The organism is Streptomyces sp. NPDC001292, assembly GCF_042896465.1.
In the GTDB taxonomy this organism is placed as follows: domain Bacteria; phylum Actinomycetota; class Actinomycetes; order Streptomycetales; family Streptomycetaceae; genus Streptomyces.
In genome coordinates this window covers 134,048-157,996 of sequence record NZ_JBIAXG010000012.1, presented here as the reverse complement: position 1 = coordinate 157,996, position 23,949 = coordinate 134,048, and the positions used below count along the sequence as shown (strand labels likewise).

The window sequence follows — 23,949 nt, the reverse complement described above, 5'->3', positions numbered from 1 at the left end:
CGCGTTGGCTTTTCAGGTACCTGGGTCGCAATGCTGCGCCCTCGTCCGGAAGGCACCAGAAGTGAGCACCTCGATGCGTCGTATCGCCATAGCCGTGGCCGCGCCCACGCTGACCTTCGCGCTCGCCGCCTGCGGGGCGCTCGGCGGGTCGGGCAGCAGCACGGACGCGAGCCCGACCAAGGGCGACGACCTGACGGTGGGTCTGCTGCTGCCGGAGACGGCCAACACCCGGTACGAGAAGTTCGACCACCCCATCATCAAGGAGAAGGTCGCCGCCCTGACCAGGAACCAGGGCAAGGTCGAGTACGCCAACGCGGACGCGGACGCGGGCCGGCAGGCCGGCCAGATGCAGCGAATGATCGACAACAAGGTCGACGTCATCCTGCTCGACGCCGTCGACTCGCACGCCATCGCCGACATGGTGCGGAAGGCCAAGGAAGCGGGCATCCCGGTCATCGCCTACGACCGGCTCTCCGAGGGCCCGATCGACGCGTACATCTCCTTCGACAACGGGCTGGTGGGCGAGGTGCAGGGCCGCTCCCTGCTCGAGGCGCTGGGTTCCGACGTCGACACCTCCGACAAGATCGTCATGATCAACGGCTCGCCCACCGACCCGAACGCCAAGCAGTTCAAGGAGGGCGCGATCTCCCAGCTCAGCGGGAAGGTCACCATCGCCAAGTCCTACGACACCAAGGACTGGAAGCCCGAGAACGCCGAGGCGAACATGGCCCAGGCGCTCGCCTCGCTCGGCACGGACAACATCGCCGCCGTGTACTCCGCCAACGACGGCATGGCGAGCGGCGTGATCAAGGCCTTCAAGGCGGCGGGCATCACCGACCTGCCGGTCATCACCGGCCAGGACGCCGAACTCGACGCCGTGCAGCGGATCGTCACCGGCGAGCAGTACATGAGCGTGTACAAGTCCTACCCGACCGAGGCCGAGACCGCCGCCCAGATGGCGGTCGCCAAGGTCCAGGGCAAGGACATCCAGTTCGACTCCCTGACCCGGGACCGGGTCAGCAGCCCCACCCACAAGAACATTCCGGCCCAGTTGGTCTCCGTGGTCGCACTGACCCGGAACAACATCAAGGACACGGTCATCGCGGACGGCATCTACAAGAAGTCCGACATCTGCACCGCGAAGTACCGGGAGGCCTGCGAGGCGATCGGCCTGAAGTAACTGTCGTGCGCGCATGGGTCGTTCGGGTTGGACGGCCGATGCCGCCTCGCTGCGACCCGCCAGGTGGAGGCCGGTACACACCGGTCGAAACCGCTGGTTTCCGGGGGTCTCGCCGGTAGGAGCCGTGTTGCACAGCCGGTCCGCTCCGCGCATAGTTGCGCTGCGGAAGACGCGGAAGCCGGGGGTGTGATGGGGCATGACCGGGCACGGGACGGAGGAGCATCCACACGGTGCCGACCGACTGTGCGAGGCCGGGGAGCACGTGTATTCCCGGGCCGTACGACGGGGCCGGGTGCCGCGCCGGCTCGCCGAGCCGGTGCCCTGCCTGCTTGAACTCGCCCTGCTGCACCCGGACCCCGACGACATGGACTTCCTGGTGCCGACCGCGCCGCAGGAGGTCATGACCCGGCTGCTGCGCGGGATGTACGACGAGGTCAGTGAGAGCCACCGGCGGGTGGGCTCGGTGCTGGCCGCCGCCGAGCGGTACGCCGGGTTCGGCCGCCAGGTCCGGGTGGCCTCCGCGGCCGTGGAGGGCACGGCCATCCGGGTCCTGGACGGACTGTCCCGCATCCAGGCGGCCATGGACGAGGCGACCGAGGCGTGCACCACCGAGGTGCTGACCGTCCAGCCGGGCGGCATCCGCCGCGAGCACGAGCTGTCGGAGGGGCTGCACCGGGCGCTGGCGCTGCGCGGGCGCGGCGTGCGGATGCGCGACCTGTACACGCATGTGGCCCGGCACGGCCAGGGGCTGCTCAACTACCTGGACCTGATGGGCGACGCGGTCGAGGCGCGCACGCTGGACGAGGTGATCGACCGGCTGATCCTCTTCGACCGCACGGTCGCCTTCGTGCCCGCCAACGCCGACTGCACGATGGCGCTGGAGCTGCGCCATCCGGCGCTGGTGGAGTACCTGGGGACGGTCTTCGAACGGCTCTGGCGGCTGGCGATCCCGCTGACCGCGCCGCTGCCCGACACGGGCATCGAGGGCATCTCCCACCGCGAGCAGTCCATCGCGGCGCTGCTGGCGGAGGGCCACCAGGACGCGGTGATCGCCGAGCGGCTGGGCATCAGCGTCCGCACCTGCCGGGCCCACATCGCCCGGCTGTCGGAGACGCTGGGCGCGGCCAGCCGTACGCAGTTGGGCGTGCGGATCGCCCAGGCGGGGCTGGACGGGCCGCCGCGCCCCGCCCGCGTGGGGCCGTTCACGGTTCCGGGTCAAGAATTCCCGACTGTCCGATGAGGTAGCCCAACTGGGCCCGGCTGCCGCTGCCGAGGGTCGCGGCGAGCTTGGCGATGTGCTCGCGGGCGGTGCGTACGTTCATGCCGAGGCGGTCGGCGATGACGGTGTCGGTGTGGCCCTCGACGAGGAGGGCGGCTATGGCGCGCTGGCGGGGGGTGACGCCGTCGACGGAGGGCGGGTGGACGGCCAGGGGGTACATGGGGCTGGCCAGCCGCCAGAAGCGGTCGAAGACGGTCACGAAGTACGAGATCAGCGCCGGGTGGCGTACTTCCAGAGCAAGGCTGCCGTCACTGTTGGCGGGGATGAAGGCGGTCCTGCGGTCGACGAGGATGAGGCGGCTGGTGACCTCGTCGAGAGAGCGGGCCTCGGCATCGCCCCGGAGTTGCTCGTAGCGGGCGAGGACCAGGGGCGTGTGACGCTGCGTCTGTTGGTAGATGGTGCGGATACGGCCGCCGCGGTCGAGTAGTGCCTGGTCGCGGGCCATGGCCACGGCATACGCCGTCTGCTCGCGCTCATTGCCGTAGCGGCGGTTGGGCTGGATGCAGAGCAGTTCCCTGGAGGCGTCGGCCATGCTTTCGGTGATGGCCAGGTTGATCCGCCGGATACCGCTGAGAACTCGCAGCCCGGGGGTGTCCGCTGCCGGGTGGGGGCCGGTCGTGCGCAGCAGTGGTTCGAACGTCTCGGCCAGCCGCTCCGCTCGCCGTCGTTCCTCGGCGATGCGTTCCTCGGTGGCGCGCAGCAGTCGGCGCAGGGCCACGACCGGGGCGACCGGTTCCAGTCGGCCCAGGTCGTCGACGGCCGGGTGCAACAGGCCGAAGTCGACCAGGCAGGGGGCGTTTTGGACGTCCTGCGCCTGTATCCGGCCTTGGCGCAGAGCTTGTTCGTACAGCGATGTTCCCGTCGAGCAGAGGTCCTCCGGACCGTGTTCCGGATGCGGTGCCGGGCTCACCGGGTTCCTTCCATCGGTCTTCAGGGCTCCTGCTTCAGGATGCCGGACTGTGCGATGAGGTAGCCGAGTTGGGCCCGGCTCCCGCTGCCCAGGGCGGAGGCCAGTTTGGCTATGTGGGCCCGGCAGGTGCGGACGTTCATACCGAGCCGGCGCGCGATGGCTTCGTCGACGTGGCCCTCGACGAGGAGTTTGGCGATGGAGTGCTGGATCTCCGTAATGCCGTCGGGGGCGGTTTCGTAGGGTGCGCCGCCGCTCAGCGGGACCGCCCGGTCCCACATGAACTCGAAGACCCTGGCCAGATAGCGGACGAGCCCAGGGTGCCTGAGCTCCAGAGCGACCTGCCGGTCGTCGCGGACGGCGATGAAAGCCACGGTCTCGTCGCAGATGATGAGGCGTTCGACGAGTTCGTCGATGGTGCGGTACTCCGCCTTTCCGTCTGCGAGCTGGTTCACATAGGCGAGCCGCTCCGGGCTGTAACGGGCGGTGTGCTGATAGAGGGTCCGGATCCGGACCCCGCGTTCGATGAGCGGCCTGTCGCGTTCCAGTCCTTCGATGAGCCGGCTCTCCGCAGGGCGGGCGCTCGGCTGGACGGTGAGGACCTCCTTCTGGCACTGGGCGGTGGCCAGGTCGAGCGCGGCGTTGATGCGGTCGAACCCCTCCAGCACGGTGATGGAGTGTGCGGACGCCGTTACCTGAGCACTGAGAGCCATGAACGGCTCGAAGGCCTCGGTCAGTTCGATCGACTGCCTCCTGCGCTCGGAGATTTCCCGCTCAATGCGGTTGAGACGCTGAGCCAGAGCGACCGACGGAGGTACGGGCAGCAGCCAGTCGGCATCGTCAGGGTCGGGGTGGAGGAGTGCGAGCTCCATCAGGCAAGGAGCAACCTCGACATCCGTACGGGCGACGCGTCCTGTGCGCAGCGCGTTCTCGTAGAGACGGCTGCCCTCCCCGCACAGATGCGTCAGACCATGGGGATGTGTCTCTTTGGTCGGATTCTTCACTAAATCTCCACCCCCCAGGGTCCTGAACATGCAGGAACATGATGCACCGATCGGGTGGCCATGATGTGCCCGAATGAGCCATCGTCTTACTCGACGGGGGATAGGGGACTATCAAGTGAGGACGAAGCCAACCATGTCTAAGAGAATGCTTCGCTCGGTCCTTGTCGCCGCCTTCTCCTCCGTCGTCGCCTTCGGGGCGCTGAGTGGCCTCTCCGGCGCGAAGGGCGACGTTCGAGCGGAAGTTGCCCGGTCGAGCGCCCTTTCCACCACCACCTCGGCTGAGGGTGACGGCGCCGGCGAGGTCCTCGTTCCGAACGACACCTCATGGGGCTGACGTGACCACACCACCCGACGACCGTTCCTTCCGCCGCGAGATGGCCACCGCCTACCGCTCCGGTTGGCACTTCATCGACCTGGTCACCGCGATCCCGCACAGCGGCGACTCGCTGATGGTGGCCGTCTTCGGTGAGCCGGTCGTCGTCACGCGGGACGAGGACGGAGACGTGCGGGCGTACCGGTGTCTGCGGCGGCCTCGGGGGGCGCCGCAGCCCGTACGGTGTGCCGTCCGTTACGGAATGATCTTCGTGAACCTGGATCAGAGGGACCACCGTCGGGTGGCAGCGGAACCCTCGGTCCTCAGGACCATCACCGCCACCCCCCGCAGTGCCTGACGCGATTCCCCCGTCGTAACAGATCGCTCAGGTGCTTCCCCCCGCAGCGGCGTCACCGTGACCTGAACACGGTGACGCCGCTGTAGTTTTCCCCGAAATCTCCGGGTTTCCGCGGATTCGATCACTGGCCGAAAAAGGTCGCCGCCGCTCAGCCGCGCCCCAGCGCCCGGGTCAGCTCGATCTCGATCACCACGCGGGACGGGTTGGGTCCCGGGGCCCGCTCGTAGCGCTCGGCGTACCGTCGCTCCGCCTCCGCGATCCGCTCCGGCTCCGTGCGGACGAACGCGCGGCCCTCCAGCGTCGCCCACCGGCGCCCGTCCACCTGGCACACCGCGGCCGGCGCGCCCTGCGGGCCGGCCGCCATCACGTGCGCCACCTTCGCGCTGGACTTGTTGGTGATCACCCGGGCCAGCCGAGCCTCCGGGTCGTACGTCACCCCGACGGGAACGACGTGCGGGGTGCCGTTGGGGCGGAGGGTGGTCAGGGTGCACAGGTGGCGCTCCCGCCAGAAGCCGAGATACGGCGCGTCGGGGGCGCCCGGGTCGAGGGCATACGTGGTGGTGGCCATGCTCCGCAACCTAACCCGCCCGGCACCCCGGAGCCGCGCACCCCTTCCGCGTGAAGACTCCCCGGACAACCTTGAGTGGAATAGACTCAAGTTTGTGTACGCTGACTGAGTCAGTACTGGGAGATGTGGCAGAGAGCGCTCGTCAAGGAGGAGAGAAGCGACCGTGGACGCCGAGCTGACCAACAGGAGCCGTGACGCGATCAACGCGGCCGGCAACCGGGCCGTACGGGAGGGGCACCCCGACCTCACTCCCGCCCACCTGCTCCTCGCGCTGCTCGAGGGGCAGGACAACGAGAACATCATCGACCTGCTGTCGGCCGTCGACGCCGACCAGGCCTCCGTCCGCTCCGGCGCCGAGCGCGTGCTCGCCTCCCTGCCCAGCGTGACCGGGTCCACGGTCGCGCCGCCGCAGCCCAACCGTGAGCTGCTCGCCGTGATCGCGGACGCGCAGAACAGGGCGGGGGACCTCGGGGACGAGTACCTGTCCACCGAGCACCTGCTCATCGGCATCGCCGCGAAGGGCGGCGCGGCCGGTGAGGTGCTGTCCGGGCAGGGCGCGAGCGCCAGGAAGCTTCAGGACGCCTTCTCGAAGGCGAGGGGAGGACGCCGGGTGACCACACCCGACCCCGAGGGCCAGTACAAGGCCCTGGAGAAGTTCGGCACGGACTTCACCGCGGCGGCGCGCGAGGGCCGCCTGGACCCGGTGATCGGCCGGGACCAGGAGATCCGCCGCGTCGTGCAGGTGCTGTCGCGCCGCACCAAGAACAACCCGGTCCTCATCGGTGAGCCCGGCGTCGGCAAGACGGCCGTCGTCGAGGGGCTCGCCCAGCGGATCGTCAAGGGCGACGTGCCCGAGTCCCTGAAGGACAAGCGGCTGGTGGCGCTGGACCTCGGGGCGATGGTCGCGGGCGCGAAGTACCGCGGCGAGTTCGAGGAGCGGCTCAAGACCGTACTGGCGGAGATCAAGGACTCCGACGGCCGGATCATCACCTTCATCGACGAGCTGCACACCGTCGTCGGCACGGGCGCCGGCGGCGACTCCGCGATGGACGCCGGCAACATGCTCAAGCCGATGCTGGCCCGCGGCGAGCTGCGCATGGTCGGCGCCACGACGCTCGACGAGTACCGGGAGCGGATCGAGAAGGACCCGGCGCTGGAGCGGCGCTTCCAGCAGGTGCTGGTCGCCGAGCCCAGCGTGGAGGACTCCATCGCGATCCTGCGCGGGCTCAAGGGTCGCTACGAGGCCCACCACAAGGTGCAGATCAACGACTCCGCGCTGGTGGCCGCCGCGACCCTCTCCGACCGTTACATCACCTCCCGCTTCCTGCCGGACAAGGCGATCGACCTCGTCGACGAGGCCGCCTCCCGGCTGCGCATGGAGATCGACTCCTCCCCGGTGGAGATCGACGAACTCCAGCGCGGCGTCGACCGGTTGCGCATGGAGGAGCTGGCGCTCGACAAGGAGACCGACGCGGCCTCGCGCGAGCGGCTGGAGAAGCTGCGCCGTGACCTCGCCGACAAGGAGGAGGAGCTGCGCGGCCTGACCGCCCGCTGGGAGAAGGAGAAGCAGGCCCTCAACCGGGTCGGTGAGCTGAAGGAGCGGCTGGACGACCTGCGGGGCCAGGCCGAACGCGCCCAGCGCGACGGCGACTTCGACACCGCATCCAAGCTGCTGTACGGCGAGATCCCGGACCTGGAGAAGGAGTTGGAGGCCGCCTCGCAGGCCGAGGAGGAGGCCGCCAAGGACACCATGGTCAAGGAGGAGGTCGGCCCCGACGACATCGCCGACGTGGTGGCCTCCTGGACCGGGATCCCGGCCGGCCGCCTGCTGGAGGGCGAGACGCAGAAGCTGCTGCGCATGGAGGAGGAGATCGGCAGGCGGCTCATCGGCCAGGCCGAGGCGGTGCGGGCCGTCTCCGACGCCGTACGCCGCAGCCGGGCCGGCATCGCGGACCCGGACCGGCCGACGGGCTCGTTCCTCTTCCTCGGCCCGACCGGTGTGGGCAAGACCGAACTCGCCAAGGCGCTCGCCGACTTCCTCTTCGACGACGAGCGGGCCATGGTCCGCATCGACATGTCGGAGTACGGCGAGAAGCACAGCGTGGCCCGGCTGGTCGGCGCCCCGCCCGGTTACATCGGCTACGAGGAGGGCGGCCAGCTCACCGAGGCGGTCCGTCGCCGTCCGTACAGCGTGGTGCTGCTCGACGAGGTGGAGAAGGCCCACCCGGAGGTCTTCGACATCCTGTTGCAGGTGCTGGACGACGGCCGCCTCACGGACGGTCAGGGCCGCACGGTCGACTTCCGCAACACCATCCTGGTGCTGACCTCGAACCTGGGCAGCCAGTACCTGGTCGACCCGCTGATGAGCGAGGAGGAGAAGAAGGAGCAGGTCCTCGAGACGGTCCGTGTCTCCTTCAAGCCGGAGTTCCTCAACCGCCTGGACGACCTGGTGGTCTTCTCGGCTCTGTCGAAGGAGGAGCTGAGCCGGATCGCCGGGCTCCAGATCGGCCGGCTCGCCCGCCGCCTGTCGGAGCGCCGCCTGACCCTGGACGTCACCCCCGACGCCCTGGCCTGGCTCGCCGAGGAGGGCATGGATCCGGCCTACGGCGCCCGCCCGCTGCGCCGCCTGGTGCAGACCGCCATCGGCGACCGCCTCGCCAAGGAGATCCTGGCCGGCGAGATCAAGGACGGGGACACGGTCCGCGTCGACCGCTTCGGCGAGGGGCTGCTGGTGGGCCCGGCGACCGGCAAGACGCTGTAGCCCCGGCGCGGTCCGCCCCCACGGTGGGTGGCGGACCGCGTCACACCGTGAACACCGGGAACCACGTCGGGGCCGGCGTGGGGATCCCCGTGGGTCCGCCGCTCAGTGGGTACTCGGAGGCGGACAGCACGATGCCCGCGATGGCGGCGAGGAAGGGCAGTCCCTTCGTCCCGCCCCGTGTCCGCGTCATGACCTCCCACCTCCGTTTGCCGGACGTCCACCTGACGGCCGGAGCCTGTCAGCCCAGGGCTGACAGGCTCCCGGAGGGCTTGCCACCCCCCTCCCCGCATGAGGGAGGATGGCGAGATCCGTACGAAGGGAAAAACACGGTGAGCATCGACCCGTCCTCGATTCCGAACTTCGGGGGCCAGCCCGAGCCGCAGCCCCAGGGACCGGCGGGCCCCGTCGTCCCGGATCAGGACCTCGTGAAGCAGCTCCTGGACCAGATGGAGCTCAAGTACGTCGTCGACGACGAGGGCGACCTCGCGGCGCCGTGGGAGCAGTTCCGTACGTACTTCATGTTCCGCGGCGAGGCCGACCAGCAGGTCTTCTCGGTGCGGACGTTCTACGACCGGCCCCACAAGATCGACGAGAAGCCGCAGCTGCTGGAGTCCATCGACGACTGGAACCGGCGCACCCTGTGGCCCAAGGTGTACAGCCACACCCACGACGACGGCACCGTCCGCCTCATCGGCGAGGCGCAGATGCTGATCGGCATGGGCGTGAGCCTGGAGCACTTCGTCTCCTCGACGGTCAGCTGGGTGCGGGCCGCCATCGAGTTCGACCGGTGGCTCGTCGAGCAGCTCGGCCTCGAGCAGGAGATCAACGAGGCGGACAAGCCCGAGGACGACGAGGAGTAGTCCCGCGGCGGTCACGCCCAGCGGTGTCCGTGTGAGCGCACGCGGATACGTGCCGTAGCCGGACGAGAGCCCGGCCCGGGACGCAGGCCACGACTGGCCGCGTACCGGGCCGGGCTCTTCGCCGTGCGGACCAGGGCCCGCGCGCACCCCGGCTCACAGGCTCCGCAGGCGGGACACGGCCTCGCGCAGGACCTCCGTCCGCTTGCAGAAGGCGAAGCGGACCTGGGTGCGGCCGGCCTCCCGGTCGTCGTAGAAGACCGCGTTGGGGATGGCGACCACGCCGCAGCGTTCGGGCAGGGCGCGGCAGAAGGCGATGCCGTCCTTCTCGCCGAGCGGGGCGATGTCGGTGGTGATGAAGTACGTGCCCCGGGGGCGGAAGACCTCGAAACCCGCCTCGGCCAGGCCGGTGGCGAGCAGGTCGCGCTTGGCGCGCAGGTCCTCGCGGAAGCCGGTGAAGTGGCTGTCGGGGAGGGCGAGCGCCTCGGCGACCGCGTACTGGAACGGCCCGGCGCTCACATAGGTCAGGAACTGCTTGGCCGAGCGGACCGCCGTGACCAGGGGAGCGGCGGCGGTGACCCAGCCGACCTTCCACCCCGTGTACGAAAATGTCTTGCCCGCCGACGAGATGCTGACCGTGCGCTCGCGCATGCCGGGGAACGTGGCGAGCGGGATGTGCTCGGCGTCGTCGTACACCAGGTGCTCGTACACCTCGTCCGTCACCACGAGCAGGTCGTGTTCGACGGCGAGCTGTGCGATCTCGGCCAGTTCGGGGCGGGTGAGGACGGTGCCGGTCGGGTTGTGCGGGGTGTTCAGGAGCAGCAGCCGGGTGCGCGGGGTCACCGCGTCGCGCAGCTCGTCCAGGTCGAGCCGGAACCCGGCACCCTCCTCGTGGTCCGGCCGGAGCGTCACCGGCACCCGCTTCCCGCCCGCCATCGCGATGCAGGCGGCGTAGGAGTCGTAGTACGGCTCCAGGGCGATCACCTCGTCGCCGGGCTCCAGCAGCGCGAGCAGCGCGGCCGCGATCGCCTCGGTGGCGCCCGCGGTGACCAGCACCTCCGTGTCCGGGTCGTAGGAGAGCCCGTACCGCCGCAGCTGGTGCGCCGCGACCGCCGTGCGCAGTTCGGGGATGCCCGGGCCCGGCGGATACTGGTTGCCCCGCCCGTCGCGCAACGCGCGCACGGCCGCCTCCCGGATCTCCTCGGGGCCGTCGGTGTCGGGGAAGCCCTGCCCCAGGTTGATCGACCCGGTCCGTACGGCGAGCGCGGACATCTCGGCGAAGATCGTCGTCCCGAACTCGGCGAGCCGGCGGTTGAGGAGCGGGCGTGCGCTGGAGGTCATGCCGGCCATCCTCCGTCCAAGCTCTGGACTTCCTCAAGTGTGCTTTGGCCGGTCCGGCGGCCGGGCATCTCCCGGGCACGCTGCGAGGCGCCCACGGGGGGCCGCTTCGGCGGAACGCCCCGGGAACGCCGGCGGGCGTCCGGGGAACCGCCTCGGGCGCGGTCGGCGGGCCCCGGGGGCGGAGGGAGGGGGACGCCATGGTTCTGGGCATTGTCCTGGCGGTGATCGCGGTGCTGTGCGTGGCCGCCGTGGCGGCCGGGCGCCGTAAGGCCCGCCGCGACCGGTTCGCCAAGTCGTACCGCGGCCGGCGCGCGGGGTCGGTCGGCGGGGGGAGCACGAGCGGCGGCGCCGGCTGGTGGGCCTCTTCGGACGGCGGCGGTGGTTGCTCGTCCGGCGGCGGCCATCACTCGGGAGGGAGTCACTCGGGAGGGGGACATTCCGGTGGGCACCACTCGTGTGGGGGTCACTCCTGCGGGGGGCACTCCTCCTGCGGCGGAGGGTCGTCGTGCGGAGGTGGATGCGGGGGAGGCAGCTGACACGGGGCAGCCGAGCTCCGCAGGGGGAACCGCATCCGGGCCGGCGCCCGTCGGGAGCCAGTCTCCGGCGGGTGCGCCGGCCCCGACGAGCACGCCCTGGCACATGCCATGGTTGAACAGTTGAGCTGTGGGGCCCTCCGAGGGATGGAAACCGCACGAAGTTGGGTAAAAACCCTGTGGTGGAACCGCTGTTCATGATTGCCTCTACCGACGCAGCCCCTCGGACGTCCCGCACACCCCCCTCCCGGGCTGGGCTGACCGGGCCGTCGTCCCCGTGTCCACCGGGGCGTGCCGGCCCGTTCCTCCCCTTCTTTTTCTTTGCGTGCTAGCGGAGCCGATCCATGCTCACGACCCTGAACACCTCCTACACCGACACGCGTGCGGCCGACCTCGCCTGGGCCCTGGGACGCGAGCCGCTGCCCGCACTGGCCACCCTGGATCTCGAACTGACCGGGGCAAAAATCCAGTTGAGACTCCTCGGCGCGTCCCACCAGGTGCTCCTCGAGGAGGAGCGGGGAAGCTGTTCGGAGACCGTGGCGTGCATCCCGGGCTCCAGCACACCGCTGCCGCTCGGCGTCGCCAAACGGGCCGACGACTGGGAGTACGAGTTCGCCGCCCGTGTCGAGTTCCTCTCGCCGGGCTCGTTCACCGGCCGCGCCCAGGAGTTGCTGGCCCTCGTCTCCGAGCATCCGCACGGTCTGGCGGGTGTCTTCCCCGGCAGCCCGAACGCGTTCACCGCGATGCTGGCGCAGTGGCACGACGGCCAGGTGCACTGGCGGACCTGGCACGCCTACCCGCAGGACGGCCAGTTGGTGGCGACCCGGACCAGGGTGGGGGTACGCCGTTCCGCGTTGGCAGGAGCGAGTTGAGCGCGGCTAAACATGCGATGGGTGACAACTTCTGTTTCCACACGTGTGGGTGACGAAGCGTCCTGCACCTGTGACGTAACGTCACAGGTGTGATCGAACCGCACGCCCCGGCCCCGCCCGGCACGGCGCCGCCCTTCAGCGGCCCCGCGCGACTGCCCGTCCGGCCGGGAACCGGCCGGTTTCTCGTCCTCGCGGGTGTCTTCGTCTGCGCGGCCTGCGGACTCGTGTACGAGCTCGAACTCGTGGCGCTGGCCTCGTACCTGATCGGCGACTCGGTCACCCAGGCGTCCATCGTGCTGTCCGTCATGGTGTTCGCGATGGGCATCGGCTCGCTCGCCGCGAAGCGGCTGCGCCGGCACGCCGCCGTCGCCTTCGGGGTGATCGAGGCGACGCTCGCGCTGGTGGGCGGGTGCAGCGCCATGGCGCTGTACGCGGTGTTCGCCTGGACCGGCGGCTGGGGCGGCGTGTGGGCGAGCGGCCCGCGCTGCCTGCTGGTCGCCTTCTCCCTGGCCATCGGCCTGCTGATCGGGGCGGAGGTGCCGCTGCTGATGGAGCTGATCCAGCGGATCCGCCGCCAGGACGCGGGCGGCGCGGTCGCCGACCTGTTCGCGGCGGACTACGTGGGCGCGCTCGTCGGCGGACTCGCCTTCCCGTTCCTTCTGCTGCCGCTGCTGGGGCAGTTGACCGGGGCGCTGGTGACCGGCGCCGTCAACGCCGTGGCGGGCGGCGTCCTCGTACTCGGTCTGTTCCCGCGGGACCTGACCCCGCGCGGCCGCTGGCTGCTGATCGTGGCCAACCTCGCCGTGCTCGGCCTGCTCGCCTCGCTCACCGCCCTGGTCGGCGACTTCGAACGGGCCGCGCGGCAGGCGATGTACGGCGGGGACGTCCGGGTGGCGCTGCGGACCGGCGAGCAGGAGGTGGTCCTCACCGGCGGCACCCGGGGCCGTCCGCTGCGCCTGTTCCTCGACGGGCGCCTGCGGGTCAGCGGGCGCGACGAGCGCCGGTATCACGAGGCGCTGGTCCACCCCGCGATGACCGGGCCGCACGCGCGGGTGCTGATCCTCGGCGGCGGCGACGGGCTCGCCGCCCGCGAGGTGCTGCGGCACCCCGCCGTCGAGCGGGTGGACGTCGTCGAGCGCGACCCGGCCCTCGTCCGGCTGGCGCGCGGCGACCCGGTACTGGCCGGGCTGGACGAGCACGTCTTCGACGACCGGCGCGTGCACGTGAGCACCGCCGACGCCTTCGACTGGCTGCGCGGGGCGCCGCCGGCGGCGTACGACGTGGTGATCGAGGACCTGCCCGATCCGGGCATCACGGCGAGCACGAAGCTGTACGCGCAGGAGTTCTACGGCCTGGCCCGGCGGGCCCTGGCGCCCGGCGGGCGGCTGGTGGTGCACGCCGGGCCGGTCTCGTCCCGGCCGCGGCTTTTCTGGACGGTGGAGGCCACGGTCCGGGCCGCCGGGCTGCGCACCCTGCCGTACCGCGTGGACGGCCGCGACGCCGGCTTCGCCGCCGGGCCCGACCGTACGGCCCGCGCCTTGCGCGCCCCCCGTGACTGGGGCTTCGTCCTTGCGGCCCGTATGCCGCCCGCCCTCCGCCTGGACCCGCGGGCCCCCGCTCCCCGCACGCTCACGCCGGAGTCGCTCACGGCGGCCGCCCGCGACGCGGCCGGCACCCGCGTCCCCGGCCTCGCGCCTTCGACGCTGGTCCACCCCCGGTACACGGACTGAACCGGGTCTGCCGCCGGCGTGTGCGGTGTGAGGGGGACGGTGCGCGGGGGACGGGTTGTGGTCGAGGGGAGGGTAATCGGGGGCGGCACTGGGTACCCTCGGCTGACATGGAGCACGAGGTGTTCGTTCCGGTTCCGGCTCGGCGGCTGCGGAGGGCGCTCGCCGATCCGGCGAGGGTTGCCCGGGCGGTTCCCGGGCTCCAGCAGGACGCGGGCGGCGAGCCCGTCACCGGCCGGCTCAAGATGCGGATCGGCGGCCACTCCATCACCTACCGCGGCAGCCTGCGTGTCCGTGCCCTCGACGACGGCTCCTACGCCGTGGAGGGCGACGCGACCGAGTCCCGTGGCACCGGCTCGGTGAAAATCACGCTCACGCTCCGCCTCCGCGACACCGACGACGGCTCCACCCTCACCTTCGACGGCACCGCCACCGCCGATGGCCGCGTCACCGAGCTGCCCCCGGACGCCGTACACACCGCCACAACCCGCGTCCTGAACCGCTTCGCGGAAAACCTCTCCACCGAACCGACGACCGCCGCCGAGCCGCAGGCCGCCGGGACCGAGGCGCCCGAGGCGCCCGAGGCCGATGGGGCCGTGGGGCTGGCCGAGGAGGCGACCGAGGACTTCGCTCCGTTGGCGAGTGGTGACTTCGAGGCCGCTCCGGACGCGGACGATGCCCCGGCGCCGCCGCTCGGGGACGAAGGGGAGGCGCACCCGGCCGGGCCGGGCAGGCGCGGTTCCGTCTTCGACGCCGAGGTGCCGCCCTCCTCCCTCGACCCGCTGGCCGACGAGGAGGACGAGGACGACGAGCCCCCCGTCTCCGAGGACTTCGCCGAGACCGCCGAGCCGCCCGCCGAGGCGGCGCACGCGCGGCGGACGATGATCGGGCGCAGCGCCGAGGAGGTGGACCACGCCCCGCCCCGCGGCCGTTACGCCCCCGTCCCCGCCCCGCTGACCGTCTCCGCCGGGCCCGCTCTCCGCTGGGCGGCGCCTGCGGCGGCGTTGGTCGTGGCGTCGGTGATCGTCGTGGGCCGGGCCCTCAGGCGCCGTCGCTGAGTGCTGCCCCCGGGTACCGCACCCTCGGCCGTTTCGCTCCCCGGTCTCCGTGCCGTTGACCGTCTCGCCCGGGCCCGCTTTCCGCTGGGCGGCGCCTGCGGCGGCGTTGGTCGTGGCGTCGGTGATCGTCGTGGGCCGGGCCCTCAGGCGCCGTCGCTGAGTGTTGCCCCCGGGTACCGTACCCTCGGCCGTTTCGCTCCCCGGTCTCCGTGCCGTTGACCGTCTCGCCCGGGCCCGCTCTCCGCTGGGCGGGCCTGCGGCGGCGTTGGTCGTGGCGTCGGTGATCGTCGTGGGCCGGGCCCTCAGGCGCCGTCGCTGAGTGCTGCCCCCGGCTCCGCACCCTCGGCCGCGTCCCCGTCCTTGCGCCGCTCACCGTCTCCGCCGGGCCCGCCCTCCGGCGAGCGCCGCCCCGGCCGCGCCTCCCACCCGCTCGACCCACCCGCTCGACCGCGGCGCAGAACGCCTTCTTGATCGGCCAAGTAGCCTCGTGGGGTGAGTAACGAAGACATCACGCTGACCGCGGGCGACGCGGAAGCGGTCGTGCGGCCGGGGAACGGCGGGCGCGTCGGAAGTCTGCGCGTCGGCGGCCTCGAACTGCTCCGCCAGGGAGAGCGTTTCGGCTGCTTCCCGATGGTCCCCTGGTGCGGCCGCATCCGCGAGGGCCGCTTCCGGGACGGCGCCACCGTCCACCAGATGCCGCTCAACTCCCCACCGCACGCCATCCACGGCACCGCCCGCGACGGCGCCTGGCGCACCGCCCGCACCTCGGCGGGCGAGGCGGTGATCACGTACGACCTCGTCGACCCTTGGCCCTACACCGGCCGCGTCACCCAGGCCGTCACCCTGACCGAGGACGCCCTGACGCTGACGATGTCCGTGGAGACGTACGAGTCGTCCTTTCCGGCGCAGATCGGCTGGCACCCGTGGTTCAACCGCAGCCTCGGGGGAGCCGGCGCCCAGGACGTCCGCGTCGACTTCCGGCCCGCCTGGCAGGAGGAGCGCGGCGACGACCACCTGCCCACCGGCCACCGCGTCGAGCCCAAGCCCGGCCCCTGGGACGACTGCTTCGGCATGCCCGGCGGCGTCGACGTCACGCTCACCTGGCCCGGGCAGCTGGAGCTGAGGGTGACCAGCCGTGAGGAGTGGGTCGTCGTCTACGACGAGCAGCAGGCCGCCGTGTGCGTGGAGCCGCAGACCGGCCCGCCCAACGGCCTGAACACCCGCCCGCGCCTGGTCACCCCGCTGGAACCGCTGGAGGCCTCGACGACCTGGACCTGGCATCGCGCTTAAGCTGGCTGTCATGAGCGACGTTCGCGGCGAGCTGCTGCAGCAGATCAAGGACAAGGCCGTGGTGCACGGCAGGGTGACGCTGTCGTCCGGCCTGGAGGCCGACTACTACGTCGACCTGCGCCGCGTCACCCTCGACGGCGAGGCGGCCCCGCTGGTCGGTCAGGTGCTCCTGGACCTGACCGCCGACTTCGAATTCGACGCCGTGGGCGGCCTGACGATGGGCGCCGATCCCGTCGCGGCCTCGATGCTGCACGCCGCGGCCGCGCGCGGGCGCAGACTGGACGCCTTCGTGGTCCGCAAGGCCGCCAAGGCCCACGGTCTGCAACGGCGCGTGGAGGGCCCGGAGATCAAGGCCCGCCGCGTCCTGGTGGTGGAGGACACCTCCACCACGGGCGGCTCCCCGCTCACCGCCGTAGAGGCGGTGCGCGAGGCGGGCGCCGAGGTGGTCGCCGTGGCCACGATCGTCGACCGGGCCACCGGCGCGGCCGAGAAGATCAGCGAGGGCGCCGGGGTGCCGTATGTCTTCGCGTACTCGAAGGACGACCTGGGACTGGACTGAGACGGGCCCGAGTCCGTGTCGCGCGACCCGGTCGTCCACCGGCCGGGCGGGGTGTCCGACACATCCGGCAACGTCTGCGAAGATGGGGCCGACGATGACGTCACTCCCTAGGTCAGGGCCGTAAGTACGCAGAACGCACCCCGCACATACAAGGAGCGGACAGATGCCCATCGCAACCCCCGAGGTCTACAACGAGATGCTCGACCGGGCGAAGGCAGGCAAGTTCGCCTACCCGGCCATCAACGTCACCTCCTCCCAGACCCTGCACGCGGCCCTGCGCGGCTTCGCGGAGGCGGAGAGCGACGGCATCGTCCAGATCTCCACGGGTGGTGCGGAGTTCCTGGGCGGCCAGTACAGCAAGGACATGGTCACCGGCGCCGTCGCCCTGGCCGAGTACGCGCACATCGTCGCCGAGAAGTACCCCGTCAACATCGCGCTGCACACCGACCACTGCCCGAAGGACAAGCTCGACGGGTACGTGCGTCCGCTGCTCGCGATCTCCGAGGAGCGCGTCAAGAGCGGCCGCGACCCGCTGTTCCAGTCCCACATGTGGGACGGCTCCGCGGAGACCCTCGCCGACAACCTGGCGATCGCCCAGGAGCTGCTCGTCCGCACCTCCGCCGCCAGGATCATCCTCGAGGTCGAGATCACCCCGACCGGCGGCGAGGAGGACGGCGTCTCCCACGAGATCAACGACAAGCTGTACACCACGGTCGAGGACGCGATCCGCACCGCCGAGGCCCTGGGCCTGGGCGACAAGGGCCGCTACCTGCTGGCCGCCTCCTTCGGCAACGTGCACGGCGTGTACAAGCCGGGCAACGTCGTGCTCCGCCCCGACCTGCTGAAGGAGCTGAACGAGGGTGTCGCGGCGAAGTTCGGCCGCCCGGCCGGCAGCCAGCCGTTCGACTTCGTCTTCCACGGCGGCTCCGGCTCCACGGAGGAGGAGATCCGCACGGCGCTGGAGAACGGCGTGGTGAAGATGAACATCGACACCGACACCCAGTACGCCTTCACGCGTCCCGTGGCCGACCACATGTTCAAGAACTACGACGGCGTCCTCAAGGTCGACGGCGAGGTCGGCTCCAAGAAGACCTACGACCCGCGCACCTGGGGCAAGCCGGCCGAGGCGTCCATGGCCAAGCGTGTGCTGGAGGCCTGCGGCAACCTCCGCTCGACCGGCACGAAGATCAAGTAACTTCCGGTCGCCTGCGACGGGCCCGGTGCCACGGCACCGGGCCCGACGTCCGTCCGTCGGTCCGTCGGCCCGCCCGCCTGGTCCCGAGCCGGCCGGCGCGGGATGATCCCCCCATGGCTGTCACCGCACAGCACGCCCCCGCCGTGAGGATCTCCAGCCGCACCGGCCGCTGGATCCTGCTCACCACCGTGCTCGGCTCCAGCATGGCCATGCTGGACTCGACCGTCGTCAACGTCGCCCTGCCCCGCATCGGCCGCGACCTGGACGCGAACCTCGCCGCGCTGCAGTGGACGGTCAACGCCTACATGGTCACCCTGGCCGACCTGATCCTCCTCGGCGGCTCACTCGGCGACCACTACGGCCGCCGCAGGATCTTCGTGCTCGGCGTCGTCTGGTTCGCCACCGCCTCCCTGCTGTGCGGCCTCGCCCCGAACGTGGGCATCCTCGTCGCCGCCCGCGCCCTGCAAGGGATCGGGGGCGCCCTCCTCACCCCCGGCTCGCTCGCCCTCATCCAGGCCTCCTTCCACCCGGACGACCGGGGCAGGGCCGTGGGCCTGTGGTCCGGCTTCGGCGGCATCGGCGCGGCCGTCGGCCCGTTCCTCGGTGGCTGGCTGGTGGCCGGGCCCGGCTGGCGCTGGGTCTTCCTGCTCAACGTCCCACTGGCCCTGATCTGCGCACCCATCGCCGTGCGCCACGTCCCCGAGTCCAGTGGGGGCACCGCCCACGGCCGTTTCGACGTCCTGGGCGCGGCCCTCGGCGCCCTGTCCCTGGCCCTGGTGACGTATGCCCTGATCGAGGCCCGCAACGGCACCCTGGCCGTCGCCCTGACCGCCGCCGCGGGCGTGCTCGCCGCCGTCGCCTTCGTGTACGTGGAGAAGCACCGCGGCGATCCGATGATGCCGCCGGACATCTTCGCCTCCCGCCAGTTCACCGCCGTCAACCTGGTCACCCTGTGTGTGTACGCGGCCTTCGGCGGCTTCTTCTTCCTCACCGCCCTGCAACTCCAGGTGGTGGCCGGCTACTCACCGCTGGAGGCGGGCACCGCCCTGCTACCGACGACCGTCCTCATGCTGCTGTTCTCGGCCCGCTCGGGCGCCCTCGCCGACCGCATCGGGCCGCGTCTGCCGCTCACCGTCGGGCCGCTGCTGTGCGCGGTGGCGCTGCTGCTGATGCTGCGGGTCGGCAAGGGGGCTGACTACCTCACGGACGTGCTGCCGGCCCTGCTGGTCATGGGCGCGGGCATGGTCACCCTGGTCGCCCCGCTCACCGCCACCGTGCTGGCCTCGGTGGACACCTCCCGCGCGGGGCTGGCCAGCGGCATCAACAACGCGGCCGCCCGCGCGGCCGGCCTGATCGCGGTGGCCGCGCTGCCGCTGCTGGCCGGGATGGGCCCGGAGGCGTACCGCTCGGCGGACGCCTTCGACGCCGCGTTCCGCCGGGCCATGCCGATCTGCGCGGCGGTGCTGGTGGCGGGGGCGGTCCTCGCCTTCGCGACCGTCCGCCGTCCGGCTCCGGGCTGCCGCCGGCCCGAGTGCCGCACCCACGGCAGTGTGACGGCACCGCCGCTGGAGACGGGCCGCGGGGGTGCGGCTTCCGGCACCGGTCCGGCTTCGTGAGCCGTGGAAGGGGCCGTTCCGCGGCGGCCGGGAGCAGCCGTCACCGATCACGGGCCATGCAGCAGACTGGACCCCATGACCATTCACGAGAACCTCCTGGGCGGTCCGCCGCCCACCCACCTTCCCGACGACCCGGAGCCGCGTGAGCTCCTCGCGAAGGGGACCCCGCCGGCCGAGGTGGCGGCGCGGTACCCGGCGTCGTCGCTGGCCTGGGCGCAACTGGCCGACGACGCATTCGAGCGGGGGGCGGCCGTGGAGTCGTACGCGTACGCACGGACGGGCTACCACCGCGGTCTGGACGCCCTGCGCCGCAGCGGCTGGAAGGGCCACGGTCCGGTCCCCTGGGAGCACGAGCCCAACCGCGGCTTCCTGCGCGCCCTGCACGCCCTCGCGCGCGCCGCCCAGGCGATCGGCGAGCAGGAGGAGTACGAGCGCTGCACGCAGTTCCTGAAGGACTCCTCGGAGAAGGCCGCGCAGACCCTGGGCTGACCCCGTACGAGCGCGAGGCCCGCCCGACCGGGCGGGCCTTGCGATCTGTCCACGTGATGCGCAGGATGCCGGTGGGGACCGGGGCCCCCGTGCCGGCATCGGCAGGGGCGGACCGCTACCCGGAGTACAACAGGAGACAGCGATGTCCCAACCGGCTCACCCGACCTCTCAGCCCGCTGAGGCCCCTGAGCCCGAGACCCCGCATCTCGACTTCGCAGGCACGACGCCGTACGAGGACTACGTCAGGGCGGACGTGCTCACCCACCTCCAGCACCCCCTCTCCGACGACCCCGGGGAGATGGTCTTCCTGGTCACCACCCAGGTGATGGAGCTGTGGTTCACCGTCATCGTCCACGAGTGGGAGACCGCGGCCCGCGCCCTGCGCTCGGACGACGTGCCGACGGCGATCGCCGCGCTGAAGAGGTCCGTACGGGAGCTTCAGGCGCTGAACGCCTCCTGGAAGCCGCTCGCCGCACTCACACCGGCCCAGTTCAACAGCTACCGCGGCGCCCTCGGTGAGGGCTCCGGCTTCCAGTCGGCGATGTACCGCCGCATGGAGTTCCTGCTCGGCGACAAGTCCGCCTCGATGCTCGTCCCGCACCGCGGCGCCCCGCGCGCCCACGCGGAACTGGAGAAGGCGCTGCACGAGCCGAGCCTGTACGACGAGGTGCTGCGGCTGCTCGCCCGCCGCGGGCACGCGATCCCGGACGCCGTGCTGCACCGCGACGTGTCGCTGCGCCACGAGCCCAGCGAGGAGGTCGAGGCCATCTGGGCGGCGCTCTACTCCGGTGATCAGGACGACGAACTCGCCCGGCTCGGCGAGGCGTTGACCGATGTCGCCGAACTGGTCTGGCGCTGGCGCAACGACCACCTCGTGGCCACCCGTCGCGCGATGGGCGCCAAGCCCGGCACGGGCGGCTCCGCCGGGGTGGCCTGGCTGGAGAAGCGGGCCCGGAAGAACGTCTTCCCCGAGCTGTGGACGGCGAGGTCCCATGTCTGAACCGACCATCAGAGCGGAGAAGCTGGACGCCGCCGACGAACTCGCCGGACTGCGCGACCGGTTCGTCCTCGACGAGGGCGTGTACCTGGACGGCAACTCGCTGGGCGCCCTCCCGGCGAACGTCCCGGACCGGATCACCGACGTCGTACGCCGCCAGTGGGGCGGGCTGCGCATCCGTTCCTGGACGGAGAGCGGCTGGTGGACCGCGCCCGAGCGGGTCGGCGACCGGATCGCCCCGCTGGTCGGGGCGGCGCCCGGCCAGATCGTGGTGGGCGACTCGACCAGCGTCAACGTGTTCAAGGCGCTGGTGGCGGCGGTCCGGATGGCCCGGGAGGTGAGTGGCGGCGGTGACCGGGACGAGATCCTGGTCGACGCGACGACGTTCCCCACGGACGGGTACATCGCGGGGTCGGCGGCCCGGACGACGGGCTGCACGCTGCGCCCGGTGACGCCGGCCGAGGTGCCCGGGGCGCTGACCCCGCGCACCGCCGCGGTCCTGCTGAACCACGTCGACTACCGCACCGGCCGGCTGTACGACCTGCCGTCCCTGACCGCCGCGGTGCACGCGGCGGGCGCCTACGCCGTCTGGGACCTGTGCCACAGCGCGGGCGCCCTGCCGGTGGGGCTGGACGACCACGGTGTCCGCCTGGCGGTCGGGTGCACCTACAAGTACCTGAACGGCGGCCCGGGTTCACCGGCGTTCCTGTACGTCCGCCACGATGTGCAGGAGCGCTTCGACTCCCCGCTGCCCGGCTGGAACTCGCACGCCGAGCCCTTCGGCATGCGGCCCGAGTACGAACCGGCGGCGGGCGTGCTCCGCGGCCGGGTCGGCACCCCCGACATCCTCTCCCTGCTCGCCCTGGAGGCGGCGCTGGACGTCTGGGACGGGGTGGCGATCGAGGCCGTACGCGCCAAGTCCCTTGCCCTGACGGACTTCTTCCTGGAGTGCGTCGCCGCGTACGTCCCCGCCGGGCGCGTGGAGTCCCTGACCCCGGCGGCCCACGAGGAGCGGGGCAGCCAGGTGGCCCTGCGCTGCCCGGACGCCGGGGACGTGATGAAGCGGCTGATCGCACGCGGGGTGGTCGGCGACTTCAGGCACCCCGACGTCCTGCGCTTCGGCTTCACCCCGCTCTACGTCGGGTTCGCGGACGTGGAGCGGGCGGCGCGGGTGCTGGCGGAGGTGCTGGCCGGCTGACGCACCGCCGTACGGCCGGCTCCCGCGGGCGTACCGGAACGGAGGCTTTCTGCCGCACGGTCCCGGATCGTGCGGCAGAACCGTTTGGCCTCACCCAGCGTGACATCCCCATGTCGGCGCACGTCACCGGCCTGATACCGTCCCGGCCAACGGTCGGTTGATTTCTTTCCCGGACCGCCAAAACCGTTTCACCGCTGAGAGGTTGGAGCATGCCGGAAGCCGACGCCCCCCTCCCCCGAGCGCTCGAGTCCGAGCGTGCGGAGGGAACCCCCACCGCCGCGGAACCGGGGAACACCGGCGGCCGTGACGCGGCCGCGCGCGCCGCCGCGGAGGAGGAGTCGGTCTTCTCGCACGCGCCCGTCGCACCCGACAGCACCGCCGCCTACGGCGACCACCCCGACCAGGTCGTCGACTTCTACCACCCGCGCGGCGCGGCCGGCTCCCCGGGTCCCTCGCCGCTCGCCCCGCTCGTGGTGGTGCTGCACGGCGGCGCCTGGCGGGCCCCGTACGACCGCCGCCACATCACCCCGTTCGCGGACTTCCTCGCCCGCCGGGGCTTCGCCGTGGCCTGCGTCGAGTACCGGCGCGGCAGCGCCACCCCGGCGGCGCCGGGCGAGAACCCGGTCGCGGGCCGCTGGCCGGACACGTTCGACGACGTGGCGGCGGCGCTCGACGCGCTGCCCGCCCTGGCCCGGGAGGCGCTCCCGCAGGCCGACACGCGGCGCACGGTGCTCACCGGCCATTCGTCGGGCGGCCACCTGGCCCTGTGGGCGGCGGCCCGGCACGTCCTGCCCGCGGACGCGCCCTGGCGCACGGACCACCCCGCCCAGCTGCGGGGAGTGGTCGCGCTCGCTCCCATCGCCGATTTCGCGGTCGCCGAGAAGCTGGACGTGTGCGGCGGGGCGGCCCGTCAACTGCTGGGCGGAGAAGAGGGGTTCGTCGAGCGGCAGGCCTACGCCGACCCGGCTCTGCTGCTGCCGACCGGTATCGCCACGACCCTCGTCCAGGGGCGCGAGGACCTGGACGTACCGCAGGTGGTCGCGGAGTCCTACACCGAGGCCGCGGCGAAGGCGGGTGAGGTGGTGGGCCTGACCCTCCTGGAGGACGTCGGCCACTTCCCCCTGATCGACCCGGCGGCCGACGCGTGCGCGGTGGTGGCGGAGGAGATCGCGCAGCTGGCGTGGTGACTTCGGCCTCCGTCCCGACGGGGCAACCCGGTCGTACCCGTAGTACTTGAGAGCTACGGTCGCGAACACCTCCCTGGCGTGACGCGAGCTACGCCCCCGGATCCGTAATTTCCCTTCCGGACCGGCCCGACGGCCGGTCGGAGCCGGAGGGGATGACCGTGGGGCGTGGGCGGGAGAGACGGGGCATAGCCGCGAGCCTGGGCGGGGTTGCGGGACCGGGTGGGGGCCTGGGCGGGTTTGCGGGACTGGGCGCAGGCCCGGAGACCGGGCCGGATGCCGGTCTGGGGGCGGGTCCGAGCGCCAGTCGGCGAGCTGGCCTGAGCACCGGTCAGGGAGCGGGCTCCAATGTCGGTCCGGGAATGGGTCCGGGTGCCGACCTGGGGGCGGGTTCGAGTGCTGGCCTGGGGGCGGGTCCGAGCGCAGACCTGGGGGCGGGTCCGAGTGCTGGCCTGGGGGCGGGTCCGAGCGCAGACCTGGGGGCGGGTTCGAGTGCTGGCCTGGGGGCGGGTCCGAGCGCAGACCTGGGGGCGGGTTCGAGTGCTGGCCTGGGGATGGGGCCACATGCCGGCCCGGGAGTGGGCTTGAGTCCCGGTCTGGAGGCGGACCTGAGTGCCCGTTCAGGGGCGGGCCTGAGCGCCGGTTCGGGACCGCCCCCGAGTG

22 protein-coding genes are annotated in these 23,949 nt (G+C 71.9%); 17 read left to right on the top strand and 5 right to left on the bottom strand.

All coding sequences use genetic code 11. The features are described from left to right. The first annotated feature begins 73 nt into the window (after positions 1-73). Positions 74-1,180 carry a sugar ABC transporter substrate-binding protein gene (locus tag ACFY4A_RS15990; RefSeq protein ID WP_390830055.1) on the top strand — a complete coding sequence of 369 codons (1,107 nt, stop codon included), beginning with the start codon at positions 74-76 and terminating at the stop codon, positions 1,178-1,180. 196 nt (positions 1,181-1,376) lie between these two features. Next, on the top strand, positions 1,377-2,420 hold the full coding sequence (locus ACFY4A_RS15985) for a LuxR C-terminal-related transcriptional regulator (protein WP_390830033.1): 1,044 nt from the start codon (positions 1,377-1,379) through the stop codon (positions 2,418-2,420). On the opposite strand, the gene ACFY4A_RS15980 is transcribed toward ACFY4A_RS15985, so the two are convergent. Continuing rightward, positions 2,383-3,369, bottom strand: coding sequence for a helix-turn-helix transcriptional regulator (locus tag ACFY4A_RS15980; protein ID WP_390830032.1), 987 nt, complete (start codon positions 3,367-3,369; stop codon positions 2,383-2,385). The genes ACFY4A_RS15985 and ACFY4A_RS15980 overlap by 38 nt on opposite strands. Before the next feature lie 20 nt (positions 3,370-3,389). Further along, positions 3,390-4,400 carry a helix-turn-helix transcriptional regulator gene (locus tag ACFY4A_RS15975; RefSeq protein WP_390830031.1) on the bottom strand — a complete coding sequence of 337 codons (1,011 nt, stop codon included), beginning with the start codon at positions 4,398-4,400 and terminating at the stop codon, positions 3,390-3,392. A 103-nt stretch (positions 4,401-4,503) separates the two neighbouring features. On the opposite strand from ACFY4A_RS15975, the gene ACFY4A_RS15970 reads away from it, so the two are divergent. Beyond that, positions 4,504-4,704, top strand: coding sequence for a hypothetical protein (locus ACFY4A_RS15970; protein ID WP_390830030.1), 201 nt, complete (start codon positions 4,504-4,506; stop codon positions 4,702-4,704). 1 nt (position 4,705) lies between these two features. Continuing rightward, a complete protein-coding gene (locus ACFY4A_RS15965; RefSeq protein WP_390830029.1) occupies positions 4,706-5,041 on the top strand; it encodes a hypothetical protein in 336 nt (111 codons plus the stop codon). A gap of 148 nt (positions 5,042-5,189) precedes the next feature. Here the strand turns inward: ACFY4A_RS15965 and ACFY4A_RS15960 are convergent, their stop codons facing one another. Continuing rightward, the gene (locus ACFY4A_RS15960) at positions 5,190-5,609 is read right to left on the bottom strand and encodes a pyridoxamine 5'-phosphate oxidase family protein (RefSeq protein ID WP_390830028.1); all 420 of its coding nucleotides are present in this window, start codon (positions 5,607-5,609) and stop codon (positions 5,190-5,192) included. A 163-nt stretch (positions 5,610-5,772) separates the two neighbouring features. On the opposite strand from ACFY4A_RS15960, the gene clpB reads away from it, so the two are divergent. Then, a complete protein-coding gene (gene clpB / locus ACFY4A_RS15955; protein ID WP_390830027.1) occupies positions 5,773-8,370 on the top strand; it encodes an ATP-dependent chaperone ClpB in 2,598 nt (865 codons plus the stop codon). Positions 8,371-8,410: 40 nt separating this feature from the next. Here the strand turns inward: clpB and ACFY4A_RS15950 are convergent, their stop codons facing one another. Continuing rightward, the gene (locus ACFY4A_RS15950; protein WP_390830026.1) at positions 8,411-8,560 is read right to left on the bottom strand and encodes a hypothetical protein; all 150 of its coding nucleotides are present in this window, start codon (positions 8,558-8,560) and stop codon (positions 8,411-8,413) included. A gap of 139 nt (positions 8,561-8,699) precedes the next feature. On the opposite strand from ACFY4A_RS15950, the gene ACFY4A_RS15945 reads away from it, so the two are divergent. After that, the gene (locus tag ACFY4A_RS15945; protein ID WP_390830025.1) at positions 8,700-9,230 is read left to right on the top strand and encodes a YbjN domain-containing protein; all 531 of its coding nucleotides are present in this window, start codon (positions 8,700-8,702) and stop codon (positions 9,228-9,230) included. Positions 9,231-9,383: 153 nt separating this feature from the next. Here ACFY4A_RS15945 and ACFY4A_RS15940 read toward each other — a convergent pair whose 3' ends face one another. Then, positions 9,384-10,577, bottom strand: coding sequence for a pyridoxal phosphate-dependent aminotransferase (locus tag ACFY4A_RS15940; protein ID WP_390830024.1), 1,194 nt, complete (start codon positions 10,575-10,577; stop codon positions 9,384-9,386). Positions 10,578-11,445: 868 nt separating this feature from the next. On the opposite strand from ACFY4A_RS15940, the gene ACFY4A_RS15935 reads away from it, so the two are divergent. From ACFY4A_RS15935 to ACFY4A_RS15885, 11 genes are all read left to right on the top strand, one after another. Continuing rightward, positions 11,446-11,973, top strand: coding sequence for a DUF2617 family protein (locus ACFY4A_RS15935; RefSeq protein ID WP_390830023.1), 528 nt, complete (start codon positions 11,446-11,448; stop codon positions 11,971-11,973). 89 nt (positions 11,974-12,062) lie between these two features. Continuing rightward, positions 12,063-13,703 carry a polyamine aminopropyltransferase gene (locus ACFY4A_RS15930; RefSeq protein ID WP_390830022.1) on the top strand — a complete coding sequence of 547 codons (1,641 nt, stop codon included), beginning with the start codon at positions 12,063-12,065 and terminating at the stop codon, positions 13,701-13,703. Positions 13,704-13,810: 107 nt separating this feature from the next. Continuing rightward, complete coding sequence (locus ACFY4A_RS15925; protein WP_390830021.1) at positions 13,811-14,758, top strand: SRPBCC domain-containing protein; 948 nt, start codon at positions 13,811-13,813, stop codon at positions 14,756-14,758. A 492-nt stretch (positions 14,759-15,250) separates the two neighbouring features. Next, complete coding sequence (locus ACFY4A_RS15920; RefSeq protein WP_390830020.1) at positions 15,251-16,048, top strand: aldose 1-epimerase; 798 nt, start codon at positions 15,251-15,253, stop codon at positions 16,046-16,048. A 10-nt stretch (positions 16,049-16,058) separates the two neighbouring features. Continuing rightward, positions 16,059-16,607 carry an orotate phosphoribosyltransferase gene (gene pyrE / locus ACFY4A_RS15915; RefSeq protein ID WP_390830019.1) on the top strand — a complete coding sequence of 183 codons (549 nt, stop codon included), beginning with the start codon at positions 16,059-16,061 and terminating at the stop codon, positions 16,605-16,607. 163 nt (positions 16,608-16,770) lie between these two features. Next, positions 16,771-17,802, top strand: a complete 1,032-nt coding sequence (gene fbaA / locus ACFY4A_RS15910; protein ID WP_390830018.1) for a class II fructose-bisphosphate aldolase — start codon at positions 16,771-16,773, stop codon at positions 17,800-17,802. Between the two features lie 113 nt (positions 17,803-17,915). Further along, positions 17,916-19,418 carry an MFS transporter gene (locus tag ACFY4A_RS15905; protein WP_390830017.1) on the top strand — a complete coding sequence of 501 codons (1,503 nt, stop codon included), beginning with the start codon at positions 17,916-17,918 and terminating at the stop codon, positions 19,416-19,418. A 75-nt stretch (positions 19,419-19,493) separates the two neighbouring features. Further along, the gene (locus ACFY4A_RS15900) at positions 19,494-19,907 is read left to right on the top strand and encodes a DUF3151 domain-containing protein (protein ID WP_390830016.1); all 414 of its coding nucleotides are present in this window, start codon (positions 19,494-19,496) and stop codon (positions 19,905-19,907) included. Between the two features lie 142 nt (positions 19,908-20,049). Continuing rightward, positions 20,050-20,907, top strand: a complete 858-nt coding sequence (locus ACFY4A_RS15895) for a tryptophan 2,3-dioxygenase family protein (protein WP_390830015.1) — start codon at positions 20,050-20,052, stop codon at positions 20,905-20,907. Continuing rightward, positions 20,900-22,102, top strand: a complete 1,203-nt coding sequence (gene kynU / locus ACFY4A_RS15890; RefSeq protein WP_390830014.1) for a kynureninase — start codon at positions 20,900-20,902, stop codon at positions 22,100-22,102. Before ACFY4A_RS15895 ends, kynU begins: the two co-directional genes overlap by 8 nt. A gap of 209 nt (positions 22,103-22,311) precedes the next feature. Further along, positions 22,312-23,289 carry an alpha/beta hydrolase gene (locus ACFY4A_RS15885; RefSeq protein ID WP_390830013.1) on the top strand — a complete coding sequence of 326 codons (978 nt, stop codon included), beginning with the start codon at positions 22,312-22,314 and terminating at the stop codon, positions 23,287-23,289. The last annotated feature ends 660 nt before the right edge of the window (positions 23,290-23,949 follow it).